This window comes from Delftia sp. PX-1 (genome assembly GCF_055797465.1).
Map to the genome: position 1 here is coordinate 4,280,830 of NZ_CP184763.1, position 25,979 is coordinate 4,306,808.

The following is a 25,979-nucleotide window of genomic DNA, read 5'->3' on the forward strand; positions in this document are numbered from 1 at the left end:
TAGTTTGTCAGATTCAACTGGCCTGCATGCGGCAGGCGCTGCACCATGCGCTCCACACCCAATCGGAGCAACCCATGACCTCTCTTGTTTTCATCGATGGCGACCAGGGCACCACCGGCCTGCAGGTGCGCGAATGGCTGGCGGATCGGACCGACCTGCGCCTGCTGCAACTGCCGGCCGACCAGCGCAAAAGCACGGCGCACCGCGCCGAGGTGCTCAACGACTGCGACATCGCCTTGCTGTGCCTGCCGGACGAGGCTGCGCGCGAGGCGGTGGCGCTGGTGCGCCGGCCCGGCGTGCGCGTGATCGATGCGAGTTCTGCGCATCGCACCGCGCCGGGCTGGGTCTACGGCCTGCCGGAACTGGAGGCAGGCCAGGCTGAACGCATCGCCCATGCCCGGCGCGTCAGCAATCCCGGCTGCTATCCGACAGGTGCGCTGGCGCTGCTCAGGCCCTTGATCGACGCGGGCCTGCTGCCGCCCGACTACCCGCTGGCCATTCACGCGGTATCGGGCTATTCGGGACGGGGCCGCGCAGGACTGCTGGACCATGAGGGCGCTGCCGCCGCGACTGCCGTGCCCCTGCAGGTCTATGGCCTGGGTCTGCACCACAAGCACGTGCCCGAGATCCAGCAGCATGCCGGCCTGGCCCATGCGCCGGTGTTCGTGCCGGCCTATAGCCACTACCGGCAAGGCATCGTGCTGACCATCGCCCTGCATCTGCGGCTGCTGCCCGCTGGTGTGACCGCCCGCAGCCTGCACGCTGCGCTTCAGGCGCGGTACCAGGGCCAGCCGTGCATCGAGCTGCAACCCCTGGAGGAGGACGCCGACGCGCAGCGGCTCGATCCGCGCGCGCTCAATGGCAGCAACCGGATGCGGCTCGCGGTGTTCGGACAGCCGCAGGAAGAGCAGGTGCTGCTGACCGCCGTGTTCGACAACCTGGGCAAGGGCGCCGCCGGCGCGGCGGTGCAGAACCTTGATCTGATGCTCGGGCTGCAGCCGATGCTGCAGCCAGGATGCGATGAATCCCTGAGCCTGGTGTGAGCCTGGTGTGAGCGTGGAGTGAGTGCGGTGTGAGCAGCCGGCCTGGAGAAGACGGGCAAGATCCGGGCAATCCTGCTTCAAGCCTCGACGCCACAGGCCACCGACAGATAGCTTTTCATGCGCGCGCTGGCCCGTTCCGGGTCGGCCAGCGCACCGCAGGCATCGGCCAGCTCGAACACCTTGGCAAAGTGCACGGCCCCGCGTGCAGACTGCATTCCGCCGGCCATGGAGAAGTGCTTCTGGTGGCCATTGAGCCAGGCCAGGAACACGATGCCTGCCTTGTAATGCCGCGTGGGCGCGCAAAAAATCTCGCGCGACAGCGCCACCGTGGGATCCAGCAGTTCCCGGAAGCGCCCGCTGCGGCCCTGGGCCAGTTCGGCCAGCGCCACGGCCGCCACCGGGGCGATGGGGTCGAAGATGCCCAGCAGGCCGTGGGAGTGGCCGCCCTCACCGGCTGCCGTCCCATCGCCGGCCATGAGTTCGGCGTAGTGGAAATCGTCACCCGTGTACATCTTCACGCCCGCAGGCAGCCTGCGGCGCAGCGCCCTCTCCCATTGCGCATCGAGCAGCGATACCTTGATGCCTTCGACCTTGGACGCCTTCGCTGCGATCAGCGCGGCGACGGTATCAAGGGCCTGCGCCAGGTCCGTACTGCCCCAGTAGCCGCGCAGCGCAGGGTCGAACATCTCGCCCAGCCAGTGCAGCACCACGGGCTGGTCGGCAGCGTCCAGCAGCCGGTCATAGAGTTGCAGATAGTCCTGCGGGCCGCGCGCGGCCTGGACCAGGGCGCGGCTGGCCATGAGGACCACGGGGCAGCCTTCGGCCTGCACCACGTCCATCTGCTCGCGGTAGGCCCCCTCGACCTGTGCCAGCGTGACCCCGGGTTGCGCCGCCAGCTGGTCGGTGCCCGCGCCGCAGGCCAGCTGGCCGCCCACTGCCCGCGCATGGCGCGCGCTGCGCTGGATGAGTTCGCGTGCCGATGGCCAGTCCAGGCCCATGCCGCGCTGGGCCGTGTCCATGGCTTCGGCGACCTTGAAGCCCAGGCGGTACAGATGCTCGCGGAAGGCCAGCGTCGCCTCCCAATCGATGGCAGGCGGGCTATCCCAGGGATGCGTGGTTGCCAACGGGTCGATCACCACATGGGCCGCTGCGTAGACGCTGCGGTTGAAGGCAGGGGCCGGGCCCGCGGGAGCGATGGGACTGGCCTTCATGGCCAGTGGCACGAGACGGCCGTCGCTTCGGGGAAGGAGGATCTGCATGGGGGTCTCCTGCCTCAAGCCAGTCGGCCGAGGATGTGGTCGGCAGCCTTCTCGGCCACCATGATGGTGGGAGCGTTGGTGTTGCACGAGGGGATGAAGGGCATCACGGACGCATCGGCCACGCGCAGCCCCTCCATGCCGATGAGCTGCAGTTGCGGCGTCACCACGCTGTACGGGTCGTGCTCGGGGCCCATGCGGCAGGTGCCCACGGGATGGTGGTCGGTCTTGGCATGGGCGCAGGCGTAGTCAGACAGCTCGGCATCGCTGTCCCGATGTCCGCCCGGCAATACCTCGCCGTGCACGTAGCGCCGCAGCGCTGGCTGGCACAGCAGCTTGCGCGCAAGGCGCAGGCCCTTGATGGACATGGCCCGGTCATGGGGGTCGGCCCAGTAGTTGGGATCGATCAAGGGCGCCGACGCCGGGTCTGCATCCGCGAGCCGGACCGTGCCACGCGAGCGGGGGCGCAGGTAGGCCGTGTTCAGCGTCACGCCCGCGTTCTCCAGCCCGGTCATTCCGGCTTCTATGCCCGAGCCCAGCCCCAGATGGAACTGGATGTCGGGCGAGCGCGCGAGCGCATCGGGGTCGGCATACCAGAAGCCCCCTGTCTCGAAGAGGCTGGAGGCGGCCGGCCCTTTCTTGAGCAGCAGGTACTGCAGGCCCGCCCAGGCCGCGTGCCAGGGGCGCCGGTATTTGTCGTAGGTGTGGTCGCCCGTGCATTCGGCGATCACGAACAGGTCCAGGTGGTCCTGCAGGTTGGAGCCGACACCAGGGAGGTCATGCACAGGCGCAAGCCCCACGCTGCGCAGATGGTCGGCAGGGCCTATGCCGGAGTGCATCAGCAGCCTGGGCGAGCCTATGGCGCCCGAGCAGACGATGACTTCGCGGCTGGCGTGCACGCTGAAAGGCGTGCGGCTGGTGCCCGAGACCGCCTCCACGCCAACCGCGCGCCGGCCCTGCACCAGCACGCGCAGCGCCTGGGTCTGCAGCTGGATGGTCAGATTGGGGCGGCGCATGCGCACCGGATCGATGAAGCCGGTGGCGGCCGACGCACGGCGCGCATTCCACTGCGTGAGCTGGTAGTAGCCCAGGCCCTGCTGCGCGGCGCCGTTGAAGTCGGGGTTGAAGGGCATGCCCATTTCCTGGCCGGCCTGGAAGAAGGCCTCGCAGATGGGCAGCGGGCTGACGGGGCAGGACACGCCCAGCGGGCCGCCGTAGCCGTGGTACTCGTTGGCAAAGCGCTGGTTGTTCTCCGAACGCTTGAAGTACGGCAGCACGTCGCGCCAGGACCAGCCCGTGGCGCCACCCAGGCGCTCCCAGTCGTCATAGTCTGCCGGCGCGCCGCGCGTGTACAGCTGGGCGTTGATGGTCGAGCCGCCACCGATGACCTTGGCCTGCGTGTAGCGCAGCACGCGCTGGTTCAGATGCCGCTGCGGCACGGTCTGCCATCCCCAGGAGCCCCGGCCCCGGGTCATGCGCGCAAAGCCCGCAGGCCAGTGGTACAGAAGATGCGAGTCCCAGCCCCCGGCCTCCAGCAGCAGCACGCGCACCGAGGGGTCGGCGCTCAGCCGGTTGGCCAGCACGCAGCCGGCCGAGCCCGCGCCCGTGATGATGTAGTCATAGCTGTCCATGGTCATCCTCCTCACAGCCGCGCGATGGAGAGCGCGCCATCCACATGCAGCACCGACCCCGTCGCAAACGCCAGCCTGCCGCTGGCCAGCGCGCTGGCGGCCTGCGCCACGTCCTCGGGCCGGCCCCAGCGGCCCATGGGCACAAGGCCCGCAGCGATCAGGCCGTCGTACCGATCGGCAGCGCCCGCCGTCATGGCCGTGCGGACGATGCCGGGGCGCAGCTCGAACACGCCAATGCCGTGCGCCGCCAGGCGCAGCGCGAACAGGCGCGTCAGCATGCCCAGGCCGGCCTTGGACAGGCAGTACTCGCCGCGCTCCACCGACGCCATCTCGCCGCTGACCGAGGACACGGTGACGATGGACCGCGCAGCGCCCGAAGGCGCAGCCAGCATGCGCTGCGCCACGGCCTGCGTGAAAAAGAAGCTGCCGCGCAGGTTGGTGGCCATCACCCGGTCGAAGTCCTCGGCGCGGATGTCCAGCAGATCGCCGCGGCGCGGCGAGCCCATGCCTGCGTTGTTGACCAGGCAGGACGGCACACCGCCCCAGGCGCAGACCGCATCGAGTACACGAGCGTGGTCGTGCACGTCGGCCAGGTCGCCGCGCACACGCAGCGCACGCGCGCCGCAGGCCTGGATCTGCGCGACGCTGGCGCCGTCACTGGCACCATCGTCCTGCAGCGTGGTGATGGCCACGTCAAAGCCGTCGTGCGCCAGTTGCAGCGCAATGGCGGCGCCTATGCCCTGGCTGCCGCCGGTGACCAGGGCCACGGGGCGCCGTGCCGTCGATTGCGGATTCATGGCAGCAGCTCCTGAAGGTGGTGACGCAGGTGACTGCCCACGCGCAGGGCCTGGGCCGCCACGGTCAGCGCGGGGTTGACTGCGGCCGAGGACGGGAAGAATCCAGCATCGACCACATACAGGTTGTCCAGCTCCCAGGCCTTGCACTGCGGGTCCAGCGCCGAGGTGGCCGGATCACTCCCAAGGCGCACCGTTCCGCACTGGTGCGACACCACCTCGGTGCCGAAGCCGCGCGACAGCACCAGCGGGTAGCCGGTGCCGCGCAGTATCTGGGCGCAGCGCGCCACCCAACGCTGGTGGGCGCGCAGGTTGGTGCGGTGCCAGTGCAGGTCGATGGCTCCGTCTGCGCGCAGCGTGACGCGGCTGCTGGGGTGGGGCAGGTCCTCGCTTTGCGCGTACCAGTCCACACTGCGCTCGGCCAGCGCGCTGCGCAGCCACCTCGGGGTGCCCGGCAGGGCGGCACGCAGCATGGGCTCGCGGATCTTTCCCAGCAGTTGCAGGCTGCCCAGCGGCGGGCCGCCCGCGCCGTCGCCGAAATAGAAGTCGTGCAGCGCCAGCGTCTTGGGAAAGCGCGTGCGGTTGCGCCTGAACGGGTGCCATGCCATCAGGGCCGTGGTGTTGTGCGTCATGTAGTGGCGGCCCACCACGTCGCTGCCATTGGCCAGGCCGCGCGGATGCCGCGCATTGGCCGAGCGCAGCAGCAGGGCCGCCGAGTTGATGGCGCCGGCACTGAGCACGAACAGCCCCGCCGTGATGCGGCGCGCCACGCCGCCGTCCACCACCTCCGCCGCGACGACGCGCCGCCCGCCCGCATCGGTGAGCAGGCGCTGAACGCGCACGCCGGTGTGCAGCCGCACATTGCGGTGCGCCAGCGCAGGCCGCAGCAGGCAGGTTTCGGCATCGCCCTTGGCCCCCACCATGCAGGGCACGGCGTCGCAATTTGCGCAGCGCCGGCAGTGCCCGCCCGGTCCCAGGTCGATGGCGCAGGGCATGGGAAACGGCCGCAGGCCCTGGGCACGCAAGCGCTGCTCGATGCGCGAAAGCAGCGGCTCGTGCGGCACCGGGGGATGGGCATAGGCCGTGCTGCGCGGCGGCTCCGTGGGGTCGGCGCCGCCCTGGCCGCGCACGCCGAACAGCTGCTCGGCCAGGGCATACCAGGGTTCGAGATCGGCATAGCGCAGCGGCCAGGCGGGCGAGATGCCCTCCTCATGCTCCACCGCCTCGAAATCGCGCTGCCGAAAGCGCAGCATGGCCGTGCCGTAGAACTTGGTGTGCCCGCCCACGAAATAGAACATGCCGGGCCGAAACGCCCGCCCGCTGGCGTACCAGACCTCGTCGGTCTGGTAGCGTCTTTCGGCGAAGACGGCCTCGATGTCCCAGTTCTGCGCCTCGCGCGGCAGCACCGGGCCGCGCTCCAGCACCCATACGTTCGCACCGCTGCCCGCCAGTTGCAGGGCCACGGCCGAGCCGCCCACGCCCGAGCCGATGATGAGCACATCGCAGTCCAGCCCGTTGTGCGCCATGGCGGTCATGCGATCAGCGCCTGGGTGGCGGCATCGAAGCAGACCAGCCGAGACAGGTCGATCAGCAGGCGTGCCCTGTCCCCGGCGCGCAACGGCGCATCGGGCGGCAGCCGCGCGGTGAACGCATGGCCACCGAGCTCCAGCAGGGCCAGCGTGTCCGATCCGGTGGGCTCCAGCAGTTCGACGCGGGCCTCGGCCAGGCCCTGGCCGGGGGCGGCCGGCACGCCTTCGGGCGCCAGGCCCACGGCCTCGGCACGTATGCCGGCAATGACTTCGCGGCCCGCATGGCCCTGCAGCGCGGTGGCCAGCGGCTGCGGCAGGGGCAGGGGCAGGGATTGGCCGCCGATATCGAGGAAGGGACCGCCCTGCCCCTCACCCGCCCACTCACCCACGCGCGCAGGCAGCAGGTTCATGCGCGGCGACCCCATGAAGCCCGCCACAAAGGTGTTGGCCGGCCGGTTGTAGACCTGCTGCGGCGTGCCCAGCTGCTGCAGCACCCCGCCCTTCATGACGGCGATGCGCGTGGCCAGGGTCATGGCCTCGATCTGGTCGTGCGTGACATAGATGATGGTGGCGCCCAGGCGCTGATGCAGCTTCTTGATCTCGGCGCGCATGTCCACGCGCAGCTGGGCATCGAGGTTGGACAGCGGCTCGTCGAACAGGTAGAGCTGCGGCTCGCGCGCCAGCGCCCGCCCTATGGCCACGCGCTGGCGCTGGCCGCCCGACAGCTGGCGCGGCTTGCGCCCCAGCAGGTGCTCTATCTGCAGCAGCCTGGACACCTCCTGCACCCGCGCAAGGCGCCGCGACTTGTCCACCTTGCGCATCTCCAGCGGAAAGCCGATGTTGCCCGCCACGGTCATGTTGGGGTACAGCGCATACGACTGGAACACCATGGAGATGTCGCGCTCGGCCGGCGCCGCGTGGGTGATGTCGCGGCCGCCCAGCGCCAGACGGCCGCCGCTGGGCGGCTCCAGGCCCGCGATGATGTTCATCAGCGTGCTCTTGCCACAGCCCGACGGGCCGACGAGGACCAGGAATTCGCCCTCCTGCACGGCAATGCTGATGTCCTGCAGGATGCTGGCCGCGCCGAAGCGCTTGTGGATGCGGTCGAGATCAAGGAATGCCATGGAATGCCTCACTGCAAGATGCTGGGCATCAGCCTTTGACGGCGCCGGCCATCAGCCCGCGCACGAAGAACCGGCCCGACACCAGGTACACGGCCAGCGTCGGCAAGGCCGCGATGAACGCCCCCGCGAAGTGGACGTTGTATTCCTTGACGCCGGTGCTGCTGTTGACCAGGTTGTTCAGCGCCACGGTCAGCGGGTAGGAGCTGAAATCGCTGAACGAGGCGCCGAACAGGAACTCGTTCCAGATGCTGGTGAACTGCCATATCGCGGCCACCACGACGATGGGCAGGCTGTTGGGCAGCAGCACGCGCCACAGCAGCCCGAAGAACCCCGCGCCATCCATGCGCGCCGAGCGCACCAGCTCGGCCGGGAAGGCCGCGTAGTAGTTGCGAAAGAACAGCGTGGTGAAGCCTATGCCGTACACCGTGTTGACGAAGACCAGGCCCTTGAGGCTGCCCGCCAGGCCCAGCGCCCCCAGCATCTTGGCCATGGGGATCAGCACGATCTGGAATGGAATGAAGACCGACAGCAAGATGGCGCCGAACAGCAGGTCCGCCCCCCGGAAACGGAACTGGGTCAGGATGCAGCCGTTGAGCGCGCCCAGGGCCGTGGACAGCAGCACGGATGGCACGGCCACCAGGAAGGAATTGAGGAAGAACGGCCGCAGCCCCGTGGCCTGCACGCCGATCTGCGCCGTGCTCCAGGCGCTGCGCCAGGGCGCCAGCGTCCACTGGCCGGGCAGCGCCAGCAGGTGGCCGCTGCGGATCTCGTCGAGCGGCTTGAACGAATTGGCCAGCATCACATAGACCGGCAGCAGGAAGACCGCCGCCAGCAGGACCAGCGCCGCATACAGCAGCACGCGCCAGGGCTGAAGCCGCCGTGTCACGGACCAGGGTGTGCGCAGGTCAGTCATGGCGACCTCCTGCGCTGCGCATGGCGCCCCAGAGATAGGGCAGGACGATGGCGCCCACGGCCAGCAGCATCAGCACCGAGCTGGCCGCGCCCACGGCCATCTCGTTGCGGGTGAACGAGTACTGGTACATGAACACCGAGGGCAGCCAGGTCGAGCGGCCGGGCCCGCCATTGGTCAGCGCAATCACCAGGTCATAGGACTTGATGGCCATGTGCGCCAGGATCACGAAGGCCGATACGAAAACCGGCCCCAATTGCGGCAGGATGATGCGCCAGTAGACCTGCCAGGTGCGCGCGCCATCGAGCCGCGCCGCATGGATCTGCTCGGAGTCCACCCCGCGCAGGCCCGCCAGGAACAGGGCCATGGCAAAGCCGCTGGTCTGCCACACAGCGGCGATGACCACGCAGTAGATGGCCATGTCGCCGTCCTTGATCCAGCCGAACGCAAAACCCTGCCAGCCCAGCAGGTGCATGGATTTTTCCAGGCCCACGCCGGGGTCGAGCAGCCATTTCCACGCCGTTCCCGTGACGATGAAGGACAGGGCCATGGGGTACAGGAAGATGGAGCGCAGCACGGCCTCGGCGCGGATCTTCTGGTCGATCAGGATGGCCAGTACCAGGCCCAGCGCCATGGCAATGGCGATGTAGAGGCTGGCGAACACCGCGAGGTTGTTCGCCGAGATCTTCCAGTTCTCCAGCCCCAGCAGCCGCGTGTAGGCAGCGGTGCCGGCCCATTCATGGCGCGGCAGCAGGGTCGATGCCGTGAACGACAGATAGACCGTGAACAGAATGCATCCGTACACGCACACCAGCGTGAGCAGCACGCTGGGGCTGAGCAGCAGCCTGGGGAGCCAGCCGGCCTTCATGGCAGGGTGCTCCATCAGTCGGCCAGGGCCGAGGCCAGCTCGGCCACGGCCCTGGCATCGTCGATCTGGCCGTTGAAGTGGCGCGTGACCACGTCATAGATGGCGTTCTTGGCCGATGCGGCCGTCGCATGGCCCAGCGCAATGGAGCCCAGCATGCTGCGCCGGCCATCGGCCTCGGCCACGTCGCGGATGGCCTTTTTGCCGCATTCGTCGAAGGCCGTATCCGCCACGTCCAGGCGCGCAGGCGCCGCACCCTTGACGACATTGAACGCCGACTGAAAGGCCGGCTCCATGATGGCGGCCGCCAGCTTGCGCTGAGCGGCCGCCTTGCCCGCGTCGGACAGCCTGAACATCACGAACTGGTCGGAACTGAAGGCCACCATGCCCTGGGTGCCCGGGAAGCGGTAGCAGGCAAAGTCCTTGCCGGGCTGCTTGCCGGCGTTGAGGAACTCGCCCTTGGCCCAGTCGCCCATGATCTGGAAGCCCGCCTTGCCGGCGATGACCATGCCCGAGGCCACGTTCCAGTCGCGCCCTGAAAAATCCTTGTCCACCAGGCTGCGGATCTGCGCCATGCGCTGGAATACCTTGCGCGTGGTCGCCGACCGGATGGTGGCCGGATCGCGCTCGATGAAGGCCTTGCGGTAGTAGTCGGCGCCGCCCGTGGACAGGGCCACGCTGTCGAACACGATGGCCTCCTGCCAGGGCTGGCCGCCATGGGCGATGGCGATGAAGCCGGCCTGGCGCACCTTGCGCGCCGCCGCGATGAACTCGTCAAAGCTCGCTGGCTCGGCCGTCACGCCCGCCTGGGCCAGCACCTGCCGGTTGGCCCACAGCCAGTTGGTCGAATGGATGTTGACCGGCGCCGCGATCCAGCGGCCCTGGTAGCGCGAGAATTTCTGCACCTCCTGCGGCACGCTCTTGTCCCAGCCCTCGCGCGCGGCCAGGGCATCCAGGTCGGCGACCACGCCCTGGCCGCCCCAGTCCAGGATGTCGAAGCCCAGCATCTGCACCGCCGTGGGCGGGTTGCCCGAGGTCACGCGGGCGCGCACCGCCGTCATGGCCGCCTCGCCGCCGCCACCGGCCACGGGCATGTCGTTCCAGCGCACGCCCTGCTTTTCCAGCCCGCTCTTGAGCAGGTTCAGCGCGGCGGCCTCGCCGCCAGCGGTCCACCAGTGCAGGACCTCGACGCTCTGCCCGGCCATGGCGGCCGGCGGTGTGGCAAAGGCCATGGCCAGCGCCATGGCAGTCAGTGGCCGCTTCATGCCGTGTCTCCTTCGTGGATGGGCAGATACCAGTGGCTGCGCGCACCCAGGTGCATGTGCAGGGTCTTGGCCTGGGTGTAGTCCTCGGCGGCACGGCGGCCCAGCTCTCGGCCCAGGCCGCTTCGGCGGTAGCCGCCGAAAGGCAGCTCGGCATGGCCTTCGAGGAAGGTATTGACCCAGACCGTGCCGGCCTTGATGCGCCGCGCCGCCGCCAGGCAGGTGCTGAAGTCACGGCTCCAGACGGCGGCCGACAGGCCGTAGAGCGTGGCGTTGGCCAGGTCGATCGCATCGTCCAGGTCCTCGAAGACCAGCACCGCGAGCACGGGCCCGAAGACCTCCTGCCTGGCAATGGCCATGTCCGGCGTCACGCCGGCCAGCACCGTGGGCTCCACATACAGGCCCGGGCGCGCCATGCGGCCGCCGCCCAGCACCACGCGGGCGCCGGCCTGGCGCGCGGCCTCGATGTGGGTGAGGATGGCGTCCAGCTGGCGCTGCGTGGTGATGGCGCCCACCTGCACGCCCTGGTCCAGCGGATCGCCCACGCGCACCTGCCGAGCGCGCTCGGCCACGGCGACCACGAAGCGCTCGGCGATGGCCGCCTGCACCAGCACGCGGCTGCCGCTGTTGCAGCACTGGCCGGCATTGAAGTGCATGCCCAGCACCGTGGCATCGACGGCCGCCTCGAAGTCGCAGTCGGCAAAGACGATCTGGGGGTTCTTGCCGCCCAGCTCCAGAGACAGCTTCTTGAGCGTCTGCGCCGATGCTGCGGCCACCTTCCGGCCTGTTTCCGTGGAGCCCGTGAAGGACAGCATGTCGATGTCCGGGTGCGCGGCCAGGACCTCGCCGACAGCGCCACCGCCGCCTGGCAGGATGTTGACGGCACCGGGCGGCAGGCCGGCGTTCATGAGGATCTCGCCCAGCATCAGCGTGGTGGCCGATGTTTCCTCGGCCGGCTTGACCACGGCCGTGCAGCCGGCGGCCAGCGCAAAGGGCAGCTTCTGGCTGACGATGAGCAGGGGAAAGTTCCAGGGCGTGACGATGCCGACCACGCCCAGCGGCTCGCGCAGCACCACACCCAGCGTCTGCTCGCCCAGCGTGTCATAGCTGTCGCCATGCAGGTTGCGCGCCAGCGCGGCGGCGTAGTGCCACAGGTCGGCCGCCGCGCCCACCTCGTCCAGCGACTGGGCCAGCGGCTTGCCGGTCTCCAGCGTCTCCATCCGCGCCAATTCCTGCCTGCGGTCCAGCAGGCGTTCGGCCACGGCACGCAGCACGCTGGCGCGCTGCGCACCCTTCATGCGGGGCCAGGGCCCGTGGTCCGCAGCGCGGCGTGCTGCGGCAATGGCACGCGCGGCATCGGCCCGCCCGGCCCGCGCATGGATGCTGGCCACGGTGCCGTGGGCCGGGGAGCGGCGTTCCAGCGTCGCGCCGTCGGCCGCATCGGCCCAGGCGCCATCGATGAGCAGCCGGCCATGGAACGGGGGCCTGTGGACGAGGCCGGCCATGGCCCCTGCATTCACTGCAGGTGCATGGGCTGGAGGCGGGTTCGCGGCAGTCATGGTGGCGGTCTCCTTGGGTGGTTCAGGGGTGAGGCAAGGGCGGGACAGCGAATCGGCAGGTCGGCAGGTCGGCGCAGATTCAGCGGCCCAGGTAGCGCGGCGCGCGCTTTTCCTTGAAGCTGCGCAGGCCTTCGGCTGCATCGGCCGTGCTCGCGGCCAGGGCTGCGGCCATGGCTTCCAGCGCGGCGGGTGCGTCTTCGCCGGCGGCGGCATTGATCAGTTGCTTGGTCAGCTGCAGTGCCACGGGCGCCTGGCCTGCCATGTCGTGGGCCAACGCAGCAGCGCGCAGGCCCAGTTCGCTGGCCGGCACCCGTTCATGCACCAGCCCGCAGGCCAGCGCCTGATCGGCGGACAGCCGCACGCCGCCCAGGGCCAGGTACTTCGCGTGGCCGGGGCCGATCAGCCGCACCAGCCGCTGCGAGCCGGACCAGCCGGGACAGGTGGCGATCGATGCCTCTGGCAGCGCGAACTGCGCCGTATCGATGGCGATGCGCACATCGCTGGTGATGGCCAGCTCCAGCCCGCCGCCGAACGCATGGCCGTTGAGCGCCGCGATCACGGGCTGGCGCAGCCGCGCCCACCGGTCGAACACCTGGTGGCCACGGCGCACCCACTGCCGCCACATGTCCAGCGGCTGCAGCGCGGCCCAGGCATGGATGTCGGCGCCCGCGCAAAAGGCCCTGTCGCCACGGCCGGTCAGCACCACGGCACGGATGGCGCCATCGGCCTCGATCTCGCGCGCCATGTGCTCCAGTGCGTCAAGCATGCAGGGGGTCAGCGCGTTGAGCCGTGCGGGCCGGTCTATCGTGACCTGGGCCACGGGGCCCTGGCGCACCAGTTGAACCAGGGTCTCAGCCACGGCGGACCTCCCGGGCCTGCAGGGCCAGGCCAAAGGGCGCATCGTGGAACAGGCGCTCATCCATACGCCGCAGGTCGGGCGCCACCTGCAGCGCCATGCCGGCCTGTTCCAGCACATCGCGCTGCAGGTCCACGCCGGGCGCGATCTCGCGCACGACCAGGCCCTGGTCTTCGAGGTCGATGACGCAGCGCTCGGTCACATAGCGCACCCGCTGCCCGCGCAGGCGCCCGACCAGGCCGCTGAAGCTGATGTGCTCGGCCGTGCCGACGAACTTGCGCGTGCCGCCCTCCTCGAGGATGTCCAGCCGCCCGTCTCCCACGCGCAGCCTGGCGCCGGCCGTGAAAAGTCCGCAGAAGACGATGCGCCGCGCATGGGCCGTGATATCCACAAAGCCGCCGCAGCCGGCCGTCAGATAGGGCCTGGCCCCCAGCCGCGAGACATTGACGCTGCCATCGCCATCCACCTGCAGGAAGGACAGCAGCGTCACATCGAAGCCCCCGCCCTGGAAATAGGTGAACTGCTGGGGCGAGGCCACGATGGCATCGGCATTGGCCGCGCAGCCAAAGGCAAAGCCCAGCAGCGGCATGCCGCCGACGGCGCCCTGCTCTATCACCCAGGTCACCTCGCCATGCAGGCCCTCTTCGAGCAGGATGCGCGGCACATTGGCCGCAATGCCAAAGCCCAGGTTGGCGGCATGCCCGTGCGCCAGCTCCATGGCGGCGCGGCGCGCAATCACCTTCTCGGGCCCCCAGGCCTGGGGCTCGAAGCCGGACAGCGGTTGCGCAACCTCTCCGCTGATGGCCGGGTCGTACACCGTCTGCGTGGTCTGCCACTGATCGGCATCGACCACCACATGGTCCACCAGATGGCAGGGGACGCGGACATCGTGCGGCCTCAGGTGGCCGGCCCTGACGATGCGCTTGACCTGGGCGATGACGATGCCGCCGTTGTTGCGTGCGGCCATCGCCTGCTCCAGCGCGCCCAGCAGCGCGCCTTCGTGCTCATAGCCCAGGTTGCCGCGCTCATCGGCCGTGGTGGCGCGCAGGACGGTCACGTCGGGCGCCACAGCGGGAAAGAACAGCCAGTCGCGCCCGTCGAAATGCTGCAGGCGCACTACCGGATGGCGGCTGGCCGGCTCGTTCATCGCGCAGCCCTGCTGTGCGGGATCGACAAAGGTGCCCATGCCCGCCTGGGTCAGCACGCCCGGGCGCCGCGCAGCCGCCTCGCGGTGCATGTCGAACAGGATGCCGCTGGGGATGTTGTAGGCCTGGATCCGATTGTCCACCACCATGCGCCAGATCGCAGGCATGGGCAGCGAGGACGGGCCGCTGGGATACGAGCCGGCCAGGACACGCGACAGCAGCCCGGGCCGGGCCAGATGGTCCATTCCCTTGATGCCGTACATATCGCCGGCCGCAATCGGGTGCAGCGTGGTCAGGTTGCGCGGAGCACCCTCGCGTTCGAAGCGCTCGCCAATGGCGGCCAGCACCTTGTCGGGGCAGCCCAGCCCGCTGGACGAGCTCACGCTGACGATGTCGCCGTCGCGCAGCAAGGCTGCAGCCTGTGCGGCGGTGATGTGCTTGCTCATGCGGCTGCCCCCCATTCCCGTGCAAGGGGATTGGCTATGGGCACGGCCCGGCCCGTGCGGCAGGCCTGGGCCATGGCCACCGCCGCCGCCAGCGAGCGCGCGCCATCCTCGCCGGTGGCGGCAGGCAGGCCTTCGCCACGCAGCGCGGCGCAGAACGTGGCCACCCCATGCGCGTAGAGACCGTGGTGCTCCACGGCAATGGCCTGCTCGCCGGCCCCATTGCGCAGCAGCACCTCGCCGCCCGGCCGCTGCGTCATCACATCGCGCCCGATGAGCGAGCCCGAGGTGCCATGGATCTCGATGCCGGTTCCCGCATGCACCACGGTGAATGCCGCATGCAGTTGCGCCAGCACGCCGTTGTCCAGCCGCAGCACGGCCATCACGCCGTCCGCCACGCCGTTGCGGGACAGCGGTCCTTGCTGCTCCAGCGCCACCGCCTCCACCGGCTCAGCCCCCAGGATGAAGCGCAGCGCATCCACGTCATGCACGCCGATGTCGAGGATCACGCCACCGGCCTCGGGCCGCTCCAGCCGCCAGCCCTGCACAGAGGGCGGCAGTTCGATGGCGTGGAAGACGCGCGCAAACAGCGGCTGGCCCACGGCGCCATCGCGCACCAGCTCGCGCATCCTGCGGTGCGTTGCCGCGTTGCGCAGGTGGTGGTTGGTGCCCAGCACCACGCCTGCGGCCCGGCATGCCCTCACCATGTCCAGCGCCTGCTGCACGGTCAGCGCCAATGGCTTCTCGCACAGGACATGCTTGCCGGCCGCTGCCGCAGCAAGGGCCTGGGCGTGGCGCAATTCGTTGTCGGAGCTGACGTAGACCACCTGGACTGACGGGTCGGCCAGCATGGCGGGCACCGAGTCGTAGGCGCGGGCAATGCCCTGCTCGGCAGCAAACTGCGCCGCGCGCTTTGCACTGCGGCTGGCGACCGCCGCCACCGTGTGCCCGCGCTGCGCGCGGATGGCACCGATCATGTGATCGGCAGCAATGGTGCTGGCCCCTATCAATCCCCAACCGACCTCGCTCATGGTCTCCCTCCCTGTATTGATGATTTCTATTGGAACGTTCTAATTGATTATTGGAACGTTCCAAAAGAAGATCAAGCACAATCGCGCCGACCCAGGGAAAACACCGAACCATGATGAACAAGCCCCCTTCCGTGCGCGCCGTGACCATCCTTGACGTGGCGGCTGCGGCCCAGGTCTCCAAATCAACGGTGTCGCTGGTGCTCAAGGGCAGCCCCCTGATTCCGGCCGAAACATCGGAGCGCGTGCGTGCAGCGGCAGCGCAGCTCGGCTACGTCTACAACCGCCGCGCCGGAGAGCTGCGGCGCCAGTCGTCCAACATGGTCGGTGTCGTGATCAACGACCTGATGAACCCCTTCTTTGCCGAGGTGCTGGCGGGGCTGGAGCGCAGGCTGGCCGATGCCGGCTTCATCACGCTCATGGCCCACACCAGCGAAAGCCTGGAGCGCCAGCAAAAAGTGCTGACCACCATGCGCGAGCACAACGCGGCCGGCATTGCGCTGTGCCCGGCGCTGGACACGCCGGCCTCGCTGGCGCAGGACCTGCAGTCATGGGGCATTCCCCTGGTGGTCATGATCCGCACGCTGGGCGAGGGAAGCTACGACTTCGCAGGCGCCGACAACGCCCACGGCGTGATGGCGGCCACGCGCCACCTGCTGGCGGCCGGGCATCGCCGCATCGGTTTTCTGGGAGGGCTGGACGGCCTGATGCTGGAGCAGCGCCTGAGCGGCTGCAGGGCCGCCTTTGCCGATGCGGGCCTGGCTTTCGATGAAGACCTGGTTTTCTCCGCCAGCCCCACGCGCACGGGAGGGCATGACGCCATGCGCAGCCTGCTGGCCGCGCAGCCAGCCATCAAGGCGGCCATCTGCTACAACGATCTGGTGGCCTTTGGCGCACTGTCTGCCCTGGACGAAAACGGACTGCGCGCAGGCAAAGACTTCGCGCTCATGGGCTTCGACAACGTGTTCGATGCCGCGCATTCCCATCCCCCCCTGAGCACGGTGGACGTGCGCCCCGCCGAGCTTGGCGAACAGGCTGCCACCTTGCTGCTGGCACGCATGGCCCATCCGGGCCAGCCCCGCCAGCAGTTGTTGGCCAGGCCCAAGCTGGTGCTGCGCCAGTCAGCCTGAAGACCGCGGCGCGGTCGGAACTGGCCCGGATACCGACTGGCTCCACCGCGCTGAGCGGGATGCGCTCTGGCCTGCCGGCTTTTGATGAACCAGGCTCATGGTTTCATGAGATAAGACCACTTTACTTCATCGATTGCCGTCCATAACATCCGCACCTATTGCTTGCCCGCAGTTTTCGGCAAGGGCATGAATCAGGTCGCAGATCACAATGAACCAAGAACTCAGCTTCCATCTCAAGCGCATTCGTTTCGATGAAGACTATCAACCATCGGACAGCACGCGCATTACCACCAACTTTGCCAATCTGGCCCGTGGCGATTGCCGGCAGCAGAACCTGCGCAACACGCTGAGGATGATTGACAACCGCTTCAACGACCTGGCCCACTGGGACAATCCCACGGGAGATCGCTACTCTGTGGAGCTCGAGATCATCTCGGTCGAAATGGGAATTGGCGCCAGAAACGGCCTTGGTGCGTTTCCGTTGATCGAGATATTGAAGACCAGCATCCTCGACAAGAAGAACCACAAGCGCATAGACGGCATCGCAGGGAACAATTTCTCCTCCTACGTGCGCGACTACGATTTCAGCGTTGTGCTTGCGGAGTACAACGCCAACCGATCCGAATTCGGCACCCCCGATGATTTTGGCGACTTGCATGGAAAGCTGTTCAGGCAATTTTCCAGTTCAGGCACCTACAGGCAGCACTTCGACAAGCCGCCCGTCATCTGTATCAGCGTGTCCACCAGCAAGACCTACCAGCGCACCGGAAACCGGCACCCCATACTGGGCATCGAGTATCGGCAGAGCGAGTTCTCCTCGACCGACCGGTATTTCGAGAAGATGGGAATGCAGGTTCGCTTCTTCATGCCTCCAAATGGCGTTGCGCCACTGGCCTTCTACTTTCACGGCGACCTGCTGAACGACTATACGAATATCGAGCTGATCGGCACGATCAGCACCATGGAGACCTTCCAGAAGATTTATCGCCCCGAAATCTACAACGCGAATTCTGCAGCCGGGATGCTCTATCAACCCAGCCTGAAGAATCACGATTACTCGTCGACGCAGATTGTCTATGACCGGGAAGAGCGCAGCCAGTTGGCTGTCAAGCAGGGCAAGTTTGCAGAGCAGCACTTCATCAAGCCGTACAAGAATGTGCTTGAGCAATGGGCTGCCGATTTCGCCCTGTAGCATCCGCCGCCATGCCTGCCATGGCACCCAATCCGTGGCGGGCCGGGAAAACCGTCCCGGAGCACGCCCGCCATACCCCTGTTTGATTTGAAGGAATTCCCAGATGTTCGAAACCTCGATCGCCGGCAGCCTGCCCAAGCCCGCCTGGCTGGCTGAAACCAACAAGCTCTGGCCCCAGTGGAAGGCCGAAGGCGATGCGCTTCGCCAGGCCAAGGCCGATGCAACCCTGCTGTGGATCAAGGCCCAGGAAGACGCAGGCCTGGACATCGTGTGCGACGGCGAGCAGTCACGCCAGCACTTCGTGCACGGCTTCCTGGAGCAGGTCGAGGGCATCGACTTCGAGAACAAGGTGAAGATGGGCATCCGCGACAACCGCTACGACGCGATGGTGCCGCAGGTGGTGTCGGCCCTGCGCCTGAAGGGACGCGTGCATGCCTTCGAGGCGCAACTGGCACGCGCGCACACCAGGAAGAAGCTGAAGTTCACGCTGCCCGGCCCCATGACCATCGTCGACACCGTGGCGGACCGCTTCTATGGCGACAGGGTGAAGATGGCCTTCGCCTTCGCCGAGCTGCTCAACCAGGAGGCCCTGGCGCTGCAGGCCGACGGCGTGGACATCATCCAGTTCGACGAGCCCGCTTTCAACGTCTACATGAAGGACGCCGCCGACTGGGGCGTGCAGGCGCTGGAACGTGCGGCGCAGGGCCTGACCTGCACGACGGCCGTGCATATCTGCTATGGCTACGGGATCAAGGCCAATACGGACTGGAAAAGCACCCTGGGCGATGAATGGCGCCAGTACGAGACGGTGTTCCCCGCGCTGGCCAGGAGCCGCATCGACCAGGTGAGCCTGGAGTGCATCCACTCCCACGTGCCGCCCGACCTGATGAGGCTGCTGGCCGGCAAGGACGTGATGGTCGGCGTGATCGACGTGGCCAGCGACGTTGTCGAGACCCCCGAAGAGGTGGCCGACACCATCGGCCGGGCGCTGGAGTTCGTGCCGAAGGAGCGGCTGTTCCCCTGCACGAACTGCGGCCTCGCACCCATGGGCCGCGACGTGGCGTGGCGCAAGCTGCAAGCGCTGGCAGCAGGCACGCGGCTGGCAAAGGAGCGGTTGGCCGCTGCGTAAGTCGCGCCCGGCCGCCACGCCGGGCTACCCAGGGCTGCGATGGATCTGCAATGCGGCAGAACAAAAACCCCAGCGCACCCTGCATCAAAGGGCTTGTTCGTCCGGACCGGGCCAGCCCCGCCAGCCATTGCTGGCTACACGTCGGCTGGTACAGCGGGCGAGCCTGAGTCAACCTGGGCCAGCCGTGCCGCCCACCATCTCCCGCACCCAGCCCGGCAGCTCGACGGCCTTCTGCCTGGGAAAGTCCACCCAGATGACGGTGCCGCCACCGGCCGCGCAGATCACGCCGGGTTCGGAGACGCGTTCCATGGTTCCCCAGGTCTCGAAGGTGGTGCGGCCGGGGTCGCTGACATACATCTTGAGCAGTACTTCGTCGGGATAGGCCAGCTGCTGGTGGAAGTTGCAGAACGCATTGACGATGACCGGCCCCTGCCCGCCCGGCGTAGGCGCCATGCCCGCTTCAACCATCCAGTCGATGCGGGCAGTCTCCAGATAGCGGAAGTACATGGCGTTGTTGACATGGCCCATGGCGTCCATGTCGCCCCAGCGCACTTTGAATCGCATCTCGTGAACCCATTTTTTATATTCTGGAATCTCCATGCGCATGCCTGCAGTCTCCTTGTTGTAGCGCCACCGCAAGGCACCATGCCCCGCAGCCCCCGGTCACTGTGCAGTAGGGCGGATTCCCGCGCTGTCACCTATCAGCAACGGCAGGGTCCAAGCACGTCATAGAATCCACCGCATTGCGGCTTTTGCGCTGCAACCGAACAAACGTTCGGTCTGCCGACCATCCTGTTTTTCAATATCCAAGCGAGACACCCCGATGACGAACGAAGAAATCCTGGCCCAGTACGGGCCGCGCGAAGCCATGGAATACGACGTGGTGGTGGTCGGCGGCGGCCCCGGCGGGCTGGCCACGGCCATCCGCCTCAAGCAGCTGGCGGCCGAAAAAGGCCAGGATGTCTCCGTCGTCGTGCTGGAAAAGGGCTCGGAGCCCGGTGCCCACATCCTGTCGGGCGCCATCATGGACCCGCGTGCGCTGACCGAGCTGATCCCTGACTGGAAGGAAAAGGGCGCGCCCCTGACCCAGCCCGTCACCGACGACGCCATGATTTTCCTGGGCGAGAAATCCGCCCTGCGCACGCCTAACTTCCTGCTGCCGGCCTGCTTCCAGAACCATGGCAACTACATCGTTCGCCTGGGCTACGTGGTCAAGTGGCTGGGCGAGCAGGCCGAGGCACTGGGCGTTGAAATCTTCCCGGGCTTTGCTGCCGCCGAGGTGCTCTACAACGAGGACGGTTCGGTCAAGGGCGTGGCCACCGGCAACATGGGCATCGGCAAGGACGGCGAGCCCACGGGCGAGTTCCAGCTGGGCATGGAGCTGCACGCCAAGTACACGATCTTTGCCGAAGGCTCACGCGGCCATCTGGGCAAGCAGATCATCGCCAAGTACCAGCTGGACGCCGGCAAGGACCCGCAAAGCTACGGCCTGGGCATCAAGGAGCTGTGGGAAATCGACCCGGCACGCCACAAGCCCGGCTTCGTGATGCACACGGCCGGCTGGCCCATGGACAGCAAGACCTACGGCGGCGCCTTCCTCTACCACCTGGACGACAACAAGGTCACGCTGGGCTTCATCACGGGCCTGGACTATGCCAACCCCTACCTGAGCCCCTTCGAGGAATTCCAGCGCTGGAAGACCCATCCCAACATCCGCTACTACCTGGAAGGCGACGAGTCCAAGGGCATCAAGCCGGCCAAGCGCCTGGGCTACGGCGCGCGCGCCATCACGGCCGGCGGCCTGCTGTCCCTGCCCAAGTTCGTGTTCCCGGGCGGTGCGCTCGTGGGCTGCGACGCAGGTTTCCTGAACGTCAGCCGCATCAAGGGCAGCCATGCCGCCATCAAGACCGGCATGCTGGCCGCCGAGGCCGCCTATGACGCCATCGTCGCGGGCCGCCAGGGCGACGAGCTGGGCGCCTATGTCCAGGCCTTCGAGAACAGCTGGCTGTACGAAGAGCTGAACAAGTCGCGCAACTTCAAGGCCTGGTTCAAGAAGGGCCTGACCACGGCCACGCTGATGAACGGCATCGAGCAGTTCGTGCTCAAGGGCAACATCCCCTGGACGCTGCACCGCGACAAGCCCGACCACGCCTACCTGAAGCCGGCGGCCGAGTGCAAGCCAATCGACTACCCCAAGCCCGATGGCAAGCTGACCTTCGACCGCCTGTCCAGCGTCTTCATCAGCAACACCAACCACGCCGAAGACCAGCCCGCCCACCTGACGCTCAAGGACGCCTCGGTGCCCGTGGCCATCAACCTGGCCAAGTACGCAGGCCCCGAGCAGCGCTACTGCCCGGCCGGCGTCTATGAGTTCGTGGACGACACGGCCCAGGGCGGCAAGCGCCTGCAGATCAACGCCCAGAACTGCGTGCACTGCAAGACCTGCGACATCAAGGACCCCACGCAGAACATCGTCTGGGTCACGCCCGAAGGCGGCGGAGGGCCGAACTACGCGGGCATGTGATCCGCGCGCCACACCGGCCCTTCTCTGAAGCCTGCCCAAGTCTGCTTGTGCAGGCTTTTTCTTTGAGCCTCGTCAAAGCAACATCGGTGCAGAAAGCATAGAAGGCCATCCGAAATGCCATCACACGCAATAAAAATGCACGGCAAAGCCAAAAACAGGCCCTTGAAGACGCAAACCTGCATCGCCAAACCTGTCCAAGACGCATGAAAAAGTTGCACCTAGGGCATTCCCCGCAGATTTCATGCCAATTTTTAGATACAAACCTATAGGTGAAAACCGGGTCGTCCAAACGCCAAGGCGTACAGGGCGGCTGCAGTAGACTTTGCCGCGAAGCGCCGCGACCGTCCTGTGCGGCCTTCTGCTGAGCAAACAGGAACAACCACAAGCACGTTGGAGATACACGTATGAAGCACTTGTCTTGGGCGCCCCTGGGCGCGCTGGCCCTGGCAATTTCCGCCATTGCGGGCGGCGCCCACGCCGCTGACGAGAAGTCGGTCGCAGTGACCGCCATCGTCGAGCATCCTGCACTCGACGCCGTGCGCGACGGCGTGCAGGCCGCGCTCAAGGAAGCAGGCTACGAAGCCGGCAAGAACCTCAAGTGGCAGTACCAGAGTGCCCAGGGCAACACCGGCACGGCTGCGCAGATCGCTCGCAAGTTCGTCGGCGACAAGCCTGATGCCATCGTCGCCATCGCCACGCCCTCGGCCCAGGCCGTGGTCGCCGCCACCAAGACCGTGCCCGTGGTGTTCTCCGCCGTGACCGACCCCGTGGCCGCCAAGCTGGTGCCCAGCTGGGAGCCTTCCAAGAACAACGTGACCGGCGTGTCCGACCTGCTGGCCCTGGACAAGCAGATGGAGCTGGTCAAGCAGGTCGTGCCCAACGCCAAGCGCGTGGGCATGGTCTACAACCCCGGCGAGGCCAACTCCGCCGTGGTCGTCAAGGAACTCAAGACCCTGCTGCCCAAGCTGGGCATGACCCTGGTGGAAGCCGCCGCTCCCCGCTCCGTGGACGTCAGCAGCGCTGCACGCAGCCTGGTCGGCAAGGTCGATGTGATCTATACCAACACCGACAACAACGTGGTCTCGGCCTACGAGTCGCTGGTCAAGGTCGGCCAGGACGCCAAGATCCCGCTGGTGGCCTCGGACACCGACTCCGTCAAGCGCGGCGCCGTGGCTGCCCTGGGCATCAACTACCGCGATCTGGGCGAGCAGACCGGCCGCATGGTGGTGCGCATCCTCAAGGGCGAGAAGCCCGGCGACCTCAAGACCGAAGTCAGCACCAAGATGGAGCTGTTCGTGAATCCGGGCGCCGCCGAGAAGCAGGGCGTCAAGCTGTCCGACGCGCTGGTCAAGTCGGCCGCCCAGGTGATCAAGTAATACCCGGGGTTTGCCTGCCCGGGACCAACCCGGGCAGTGCGCCCACGGTGGCAGGCGCCATGGCAACATGGCCCTGCCCTTTTTTTAAGTCGTTTTCCGTTCCCACGCGCCTGTCGCTCTTCCTATGTCCCTCTTTTCATTGCTCGGTGCCGTCGAGATCGGCCTGATCTTCAGCCTGGTGGCGCTGGGCGTCTTCATCTCGTTCAGACTGCTGCGCTTTCCCGACCTCACGGTGGACGGCAGCTTTCCGCTGGGCGGCGCCGTCTGCGCCATCCTGATTTCCACGGGCACCAATCCCTGGCTGGCCACGCTGGCCGGCACGGCCGCTGGCGCCGTCGCGGGCCTGATCACGGGCTGGCTCAATGTGCGCCTGAAGATCATGGACCTGCTGGCCTCCATCCTGATGATGATCGGGCTGTACTCGGTCAACCTGCGCATCATGGGCGGCCCCAACGTGCCGCTGATCAACGAGACCACGCTGTTCACCCTGCTGCAGCCCGACAGCGTGGCCGACTATGTGATGCGCCCGCTGATCCTGTTCGTCATCGTCGTGCTGGCCAAGCTGGGCCTGGACTGGTTCTTCGCCACCGAGCGGGGCCTGGCCATCCGCGCCACGGGCTCCAACGCCCGCATGGCACGCTCGCAGGGCGTGAACACCGGCGCCATGATCCTGCTGGGCATGGCGATCTCCAACGGCCTGGTCGGCCTGGCCGGCGCGCTGTTCGTGCAGACCCAGGGCGGCTCGGACATTTCCATGGGCATCGGCACCATCGTCATCGGCCTGGCTGCCGTGATCGTGGGCGAGTCCATCCTGCCTTCGCGCCGCATCGTCTGGGCCACGCTGGCCGTGGTGGTGGGCGCCATCGTGTACCGCTTCTTCATTGCAGCGGCCCTCAACAGCGATTTCATCGGCCTCAAGGCCCAGGATCTGAACCTTGTCACCGCGCTGCTGGTGACCGTCGCCCTGGTGATCCCCCAACTGAAGCGCAAATTTGCACAGCGCAAGTCCTGATCGCCGGAGAACCCTCATGCTGAGCGCACAACAACTCGAAATCACCTTCAACCCCGGCACGCCCATCGAAACGCGGGCGCTGCGCGGCATGTCGCTGGACATTCCCGACGGCCAGTTCGTCACCGTCATCGGCTCCAACGGCGCCGGCAAGTCCACCTTCCTGAACGCCGTCTCGGGCGACCTGTCCGTGGACAAGGGCCGCATCGAGATCGCCGGCCAGGACATGACGCGCCTGCCCGTGTGGGCACGTTCCGAACGCGTGGCCCGCGTCTTCCAGGACCCCATGGCGGGCACCTGCGAGGACCTGACCATCGAGGAAAACATGGCCCTGGCCCAGCGCCGCGGCACCTTCCGCCGCCTGAGCCGCGCCGTCAAGGCCGAGATGCGCGACAACTTCCGCGAGCGCCTGTCCATCCTGGGCCTGGGCCTGGAAAACCGCCTGACCGACCGCATCGGCCTGCTCTCTGGCGGCCAGCGCCAGGCCGTGAGCCTGCTGATGGCGGCGCTGCAGCCTTCGCGCATCCTGCTGCTGGACGAGCACACCGCCGCGCTCGACCCGCGCACGGCCGACTTCGTGCTGCAGCTGACGGCGCGCATCGTCTCCGAGGCCAAGCTCACCACCATGATGGTCACCCACAGCATGCGCCAGGCGCTGGACGTGGGCGAGCGCACGGTGATGCTGCACCAGGGCCAGGTGGTGCTCGACGTCAGCGGCGAGGAACGCGCCCGCATGGACGTGCCCGACCTGCTGCAAATGTTCGAGAAAGTGCGCGGCGAAAAGCTGGCAGACGACGCGCTGCTGCTGGGCTGAGCGCTCCGCACTTCCGGGAACAAGGGGCGCTGCGGCGCCCTTTGTTCATGGGATGGCTACGGGCTGGCTAAACCCACACATCGTTCAACGCCGTCCTCTCGCCGCCTTCCTCCCCGGTGTTCAGCACGCCGCGCGGCTCGATCAGCATGAGCCGGGCTTCCCGCTCGGCGCTGGGCCTGTGCTCCGTGCCTTTGGGGACCACGTAGAGCTCGCCCTGGCGCAGCAGCACATGGCCATCACGGAAGTCGATGCGCAGCTCGCCGTCCAGCACCAGGAAGGCTTCATCCGTTTCGGCATGCGAGTGCCAGATGAACTCGCCCTGCACGCGCACGATCTTGAACTGGTAGTCGTTCATTTCGGCAACGACGCGGGGGCTCCACTGGCCGGTGAAGCGGCTGAATTTGTCGGGGAAGTTGATGGCCTCGCAGGGGCGGTTTTCAACGGGGAACGTCATGGGCAGACCTTATGAAAGCGTGTGAAGCCTCCATGCTAGGAAGCGCCTTCCCTGCGGTCTTGCACGATCGTGCAGCTCAGGCCGCGCCCAGGCGCCTGAGCCAGCGTGCGGGCGGCACGCCATAGGCCATGGCGAACTGGCGCGCCATGTGGCTCTGGTCGAAGAAGCCGGCCTGCAGTGCAGCATCGGCCACGCCCTGCCCCGCCAGCAGCAGGCGCCGCACGGTGTCCAGCCGGCGCATGCTCAGGTAGCGGTAGGGGCTGGTGCCGTAGAGCGCGCGGAAATCCCGGCACAGCCGCCAGCGGTCCAGGCCGCTGGCCTGGGACAGCGCCTCCAGGGTTACGCCCTGCTCCAGCGAATCATGGATGCAGGCGCGGGCACGCTCCACGGCCACCAGGTCCGGCAGACGCCTGAGCTTGCGCCGACCGGCCACGGCCTCCAGGGCCAGCGCCAAGTCGTAGAGGGCATCGTCGCGTGCCAGCGGCTCAAGGTCCTCGTCCAGGCATTGCAGCAAGGGCAGCAGCGCAGCCTTGAGCCGGGGATCAGCCGAAAGTCCTCCCTCGACGAAAGGCAAGGGCCTGCCGCCCAGCACCTGCTGGATCAGGGCCGGCTCCACATAGACCATGCGGTAGCGAAAGCCTGCCTCGGTGCCCGCGTGGCCGTCATGCAATTCGTCAGGGTGCAGCACCATGGCACCGCCCGGCAGGCTGTGCCGCTGGCTGCGGCGGTAGGCAAAGCTTTGCACGCCGGACAGCGTCAGGCCCAGCGCGTAGGTGTCGTGCCTGTGGGGCGCATAGCCGTGCCCGCCGAAGTAGGCCTCGATACGCTCCAGGCCTGCGCCCAGCTGCGAATGCCGGACCCAGTCGCTGGAGATGCTCGTTTCTGCCATGTGGGTTGGTGGTGAGG

At 67.5% G+C, this 25,979-nt stretch carries 23 protein-coding genes; 8 read left to right on the forward strand and 15 right to left on the reverse strand.

Going from position 1 to position 25,979, the window contains the following annotated elements; translation table 11 throughout:
* Window positions 1-74: 74 nt before the first annotated feature.
* Window positions 75-1,043 carry an N-acetyl-gamma-glutamyl-phosphate reductase gene (argC, locus tag ACN20X_RS19655; RefSeq protein ID WP_016451531.1) on the forward strand — a complete coding sequence of 323 codons (969 nt, stop codon included), beginning with the start codon at window positions 75-77 and terminating at the stop codon, window positions 1,041-1,043.
* A gap of 77 nt (window positions 1,044-1,120) precedes the next feature.
* On the opposite strand, the gene ACN20X_RS19660 is transcribed toward argC, so the two are convergent.
* From ACN20X_RS19660 to ACN20X_RS19715, 12 genes are all read right to left on the reverse strand, one after another.
* Window positions 1,121-2,302, reverse strand: coding sequence for a dihydrodipicolinate synthase family protein (locus ACN20X_RS19660; protein WP_473209774.1), 1,182 nt, complete (start codon window positions 2,300-2,302; stop codon window positions 1,121-1,123).
* A gap of 14 nt (window positions 2,303-2,316) precedes the next feature.
* On the reverse strand, window positions 2,317-3,930 hold the full coding sequence (locus tag ACN20X_RS19665) for a GMC family oxidoreductase (protein ID WP_016451529.1): 1,614 nt from the start codon (window positions 3,928-3,930) through the stop codon (window positions 2,317-2,319).
* A gap of 11 nt (window positions 3,931-3,941) precedes the next feature.
* Window positions 3,942-4,727, reverse strand: a complete 786-nt coding sequence (locus ACN20X_RS19670; RefSeq protein ID WP_016451528.1) for a 3-ketoacyl-ACP reductase — start codon at window positions 4,725-4,727, stop codon at window positions 3,942-3,944.
* Window positions 4,724-6,259: a GMC family oxidoreductase gene (locus tag ACN20X_RS19675; protein WP_016451527.1), complete on the reverse strand. Its 1,536-nt coding sequence runs from the start codon at window positions 6,257-6,259 to the stop codon at window positions 4,724-4,726. The genes ACN20X_RS19670 and ACN20X_RS19675 overlap by 4 nt, the downstream gene beginning before the upstream one ends.
* The gene (locus ACN20X_RS19680; protein ID WP_016446301.1) at window positions 6,256-7,377 is read right to left on the reverse strand and encodes an ABC transporter ATP-binding protein; all 1,122 of its coding nucleotides are present in this window, start codon (window positions 7,375-7,377) and stop codon (window positions 6,256-6,258) included. The genes ACN20X_RS19675 and ACN20X_RS19680 overlap by 4 nt, the downstream gene beginning before the upstream one ends.
* A gap of 28 nt (window positions 7,378-7,405) precedes the next feature.
* Window positions 7,406-8,290, reverse strand: coding sequence for a carbohydrate ABC transporter permease (locus tag ACN20X_RS19685; protein ID WP_473209775.1), 885 nt, complete (start codon window positions 8,288-8,290; stop codon window positions 7,406-7,408).
* On the reverse strand, window positions 8,283-9,155 hold the full coding sequence (locus ACN20X_RS19690) for a carbohydrate ABC transporter permease (RefSeq protein WP_016446303.1): 873 nt from the start codon (window positions 9,153-9,155) through the stop codon (window positions 8,283-8,285). Before ACN20X_RS19690 ends, ACN20X_RS19685 begins: the two co-directional genes overlap by 8 nt.
* A 14-nt stretch (window positions 9,156-9,169) precedes the next feature.
* Complete coding sequence (locus tag ACN20X_RS19695) at window positions 9,170-10,417, reverse strand: ABC transporter substrate-binding protein (RefSeq protein WP_016451526.1); 1,248 nt, start codon at window positions 10,415-10,417, stop codon at window positions 9,170-9,172.
* Complete coding sequence (locus tag ACN20X_RS19700) at window positions 10,414-11,973, reverse strand: aldehyde dehydrogenase family protein (RefSeq protein WP_046985404.1); 1,560 nt, start codon at window positions 11,971-11,973, stop codon at window positions 10,414-10,416. The genes ACN20X_RS19695 and ACN20X_RS19700 overlap by 4 nt, the downstream gene beginning before the upstream one ends.
* Window positions 11,974-12,052: 79 nt before the next feature.
* Window positions 12,053-12,832 (reverse strand): enoyl-CoA hydratase/isomerase family protein, encoded by a 780-nt coding sequence (locus tag ACN20X_RS19705; protein ID WP_016451524.1) that lies wholly within the window; start codon window positions 12,830-12,832, stop codon window positions 12,053-12,055.
* The gene (locus tag ACN20X_RS19710; protein WP_473209776.1) at window positions 12,825-14,420 is read right to left on the reverse strand and encodes an acyl CoA:acetate/3-ketoacid CoA transferase; all 1,596 of its coding nucleotides are present in this window, start codon (window positions 14,418-14,420) and stop codon (window positions 12,825-12,827) included. The genes ACN20X_RS19705 and ACN20X_RS19710 overlap by 8 nt, the downstream gene beginning before the upstream one ends.
* Window positions 14,417-15,448, reverse strand: a complete 1,032-nt coding sequence (locus tag ACN20X_RS19715; RefSeq protein WP_473209777.1) for a Gfo/Idh/MocA family protein — start codon at window positions 15,446-15,448, stop codon at window positions 14,417-14,419. The genes ACN20X_RS19710 and ACN20X_RS19715 overlap by 4 nt, the downstream gene beginning before the upstream one ends.
* A gap of 110 nt (window positions 15,449-15,558) precedes the next feature.
* Between ACN20X_RS19715 and ACN20X_RS19720 the strand changes: the two genes are divergently transcribed.
* The 3 genes from ACN20X_RS19720 to ACN20X_RS19730 all read left to right on the forward strand — a co-directional run bounded on the left by ACN20X_RS19720 (window position 15,559) and on the right by ACN20X_RS19730 (window position 18,896).
* On the forward strand, window positions 15,559-16,575 hold the full coding sequence (locus ACN20X_RS19720; RefSeq protein ID WP_016446309.1) for a LacI family DNA-binding transcriptional regulator: 1,017 nt from the start codon (window positions 15,559-15,561) through the stop codon (window positions 16,573-16,575).
* 208 nt (window positions 16,576-16,783) lie between these two features.
* A complete protein-coding gene (locus ACN20X_RS19725; protein WP_016451520.1) occupies window positions 16,784-17,767 on the forward strand; it encodes a DUF1852 domain-containing protein in 984 nt (327 codons plus the stop codon).
* A gap of 103 nt (window positions 17,768-17,870) precedes the next feature.
* On the forward strand, window positions 17,871-18,896 hold the full coding sequence (locus ACN20X_RS19730; protein WP_016451519.1) for a methionine synthase: 1,026 nt from the start codon (window positions 17,871-17,873) through the stop codon (window positions 18,894-18,896).
* A gap of 168 nt (window positions 18,897-19,064) precedes the next feature.
* Here ACN20X_RS19730 and ACN20X_RS19735 read toward each other — a convergent pair whose 3' ends face one another.
* Complete coding sequence (locus tag ACN20X_RS19735) at window positions 19,065-19,502, reverse strand: acyl-CoA thioesterase (RefSeq protein ID WP_473209778.1); 438 nt, start codon at window positions 19,500-19,502, stop codon at window positions 19,065-19,067.
* 217 nt (window positions 19,503-19,719) lie between these two features.
* On the opposite strand from ACN20X_RS19735, the gene ACN20X_RS19740 reads away from it, so the two are divergent.
* The 4 genes from ACN20X_RS19740 to ACN20X_RS19755 all read left to right on the forward strand — a co-directional run bounded on the left by ACN20X_RS19740 (window position 19,720) and on the right by ACN20X_RS19755 (window position 24,619).
* On the forward strand, window positions 19,720-21,420 hold the full coding sequence (locus tag ACN20X_RS19740; RefSeq protein ID WP_016451517.1) for an electron transfer flavoprotein-ubiquinone oxidoreductase: 1,701 nt from the start codon (window positions 19,720-19,722) through the stop codon (window positions 21,418-21,420).
* A 404-nt stretch (window positions 21,421-21,824) separates the two neighbouring features.
* Window positions 21,825-22,796, forward strand: a complete 972-nt coding sequence (locus ACN20X_RS19745; protein ID WP_016446314.1) for an ABC transporter substrate-binding protein — start codon at window positions 21,825-21,827, stop codon at window positions 22,794-22,796.
* A 124-nt stretch (window positions 22,797-22,920) separates the two neighbouring features.
* Window positions 22,921-23,808, forward strand: a complete 888-nt coding sequence (locus tag ACN20X_RS19750; protein WP_016451516.1) for an ABC transporter permease — start codon at window positions 22,921-22,923, stop codon at window positions 23,806-23,808.
* Between the two features lie 16 nt (window positions 23,809-23,824).
* Window positions 23,825-24,619, forward strand: coding sequence for an ABC transporter ATP-binding protein (locus ACN20X_RS19755; RefSeq protein WP_016446316.1), 795 nt, complete (start codon window positions 23,825-23,827; stop codon window positions 24,617-24,619).
* Between the two features lie 67 nt (window positions 24,620-24,686).
* Here the strand turns inward: ACN20X_RS19755 and ACN20X_RS19760 are convergent, their stop codons facing one another.
* Entirely contained in the window at window positions 24,687-25,073 is a 387-nt protein-coding gene (locus ACN20X_RS19760) for a cupin domain-containing protein (protein ID WP_016446317.1), read from the reverse strand.
* Between the two features lie 76 nt (window positions 25,074-25,149).
* Entirely contained in the window at window positions 25,150-25,962 is an 813-nt protein-coding gene (locus ACN20X_RS19765) for an AraC family transcriptional regulator (RefSeq protein ID WP_392412675.1), read from the reverse strand.
* Window positions 25,963-25,979 lie beyond the last annotated feature (17 nt).

Excerpts from the sequence above, each read along its gene's own strand:
- ACN20X_RS19660 (WP_473209774.1), bottom strand. The coding sequence starts at position 2,302 with ATGCAGATCCTCCTTCCCCGAAGCGACGGCCGTCTCGTGCCACTGGCC.
- ACN20X_RS19695 (WP_016451526.1), bottom strand. The coding sequence starts at position 10,417 with ATGAAGCGGCCACTGACTGCCATGGCGCTGGCCATGGCCTTTGCCACA.
- ACN20X_RS19670 (WP_016451528.1), bottom strand. The coding sequence starts at position 4,727 with ATGAATCCGCAATCGACGGCACGGCGCCCCGTGGCCCTGGTCACCGGC.
- ACN20X_RS19710 (WP_473209776.1), bottom strand. The coding sequence starts at position 14,420 with ATGAGCAAGCACATCACCGCCGCACAGGCTGCAGCCTTGCTGCGCGAC.
- ACN20X_RS19735 (WP_473209778.1), bottom strand. The coding sequence starts at position 19,502 with ATGCGCATGGAGATTCCAGAATATAAAAAATGGGTTCACGAGATGCGA.
- ACN20X_RS19680 (WP_016446301.1), bottom strand. The coding sequence starts at position 7,377 with ATGGCATTCCTTGATCTCGACCGCATCCACAAGCGCTTCGGCGCGGCC.
- ACN20X_RS19675 (WP_016451527.1), bottom strand. The coding sequence starts at position 6,259 with ATGACCGCCATGGCGCACAACGGGCTGGACTGCGATGTGCTCATCATC.
- ACN20X_RS19730 (WP_016451519.1), top strand. The coding sequence starts at position 17,871 with ATGTTCGAAACCTCGATCGCCGGCAGCCTGCCCAAGCCCGCCTGGCTG.
- ACN20X_RS19685 (WP_473209775.1), bottom strand. The coding sequence starts at position 8,290 with ATGACTGACCTGCGCACACCCTGGTCCGTGACACGGCGGCTTCAGCCC.
- ACN20X_RS19765 (WP_392412675.1), bottom strand. The coding sequence starts at position 25,962 with ATGGCAGAAACGAGCATCTCCAGCGACTGGGTCCGGCATTCGCAGCTG.
- ACN20X_RS19700 (WP_046985404.1), bottom strand. The coding sequence starts at position 11,973 with ATGACTGCCGCGAACCCGCCTCCAGCCCATGCACCTGCAGTGAATGCA.
- ACN20X_RS19750 (WP_016451516.1), top strand. The coding sequence starts at position 22,921 with ATGTCCCTCTTTTCATTGCTCGGTGCCGTCGAGATCGGCCTGATCTTC.
- ACN20X_RS19715 (WP_473209777.1), bottom strand. The coding sequence starts at position 15,448 with ATGAGCGAGGTCGGTTGGGGATTGATAGGGGCCAGCACCATTGCTGCC.
- ACN20X_RS19690 (WP_016446303.1), bottom strand. The coding sequence starts at position 9,155 with ATGAAGGCCGGCTGGCTCCCCAGGCTGCTGCTCAGCCCCAGCGTGCTG.
- argC (WP_016451531.1), top strand. The coding sequence starts at position 75 with ATGACCTCTCTTGTTTTCATCGATGGCGACCAGGGCACCACCGGCCTG.
- ACN20X_RS19740 (WP_016451517.1), top strand. The coding sequence starts at position 19,720 with ATGACGAACGAAGAAATCCTGGCCCAGTACGGGCCGCGCGAAGCCATG.
- ACN20X_RS19755 (WP_016446316.1), top strand. The coding sequence starts at position 23,825 with ATGCTGAGCGCACAACAACTCGAAATCACCTTCAACCCCGGCACGCCC.
- ACN20X_RS19665 (WP_016451529.1), bottom strand. The coding sequence starts at position 3,930 with ATGGACAGCTATGACTACATCATCACGGGCGCGGGCTCGGCCGGCTGC.
- ACN20X_RS19725 (WP_016451520.1), top strand. The coding sequence starts at position 16,784 with ATGAACCAAGAACTCAGCTTCCATCTCAAGCGCATTCGTTTCGATGAA.
- ACN20X_RS19745 (WP_016446314.1), top strand. The coding sequence starts at position 21,825 with ATGAAGCACTTGTCTTGGGCGCCCCTGGGCGCGCTGGCCCTGGCAATT.
- ACN20X_RS19760 (WP_016446317.1), bottom strand. The coding sequence starts at position 25,073 with ATGACGTTCCCCGTTGAAAACCGCCCCTGCGAGGCCATCAACTTCCCC.
- ACN20X_RS19720 (WP_016446309.1), top strand. The coding sequence starts at position 15,559 with ATGATGAACAAGCCCCCTTCCGTGCGCGCCGTGACCATCCTTGACGTG.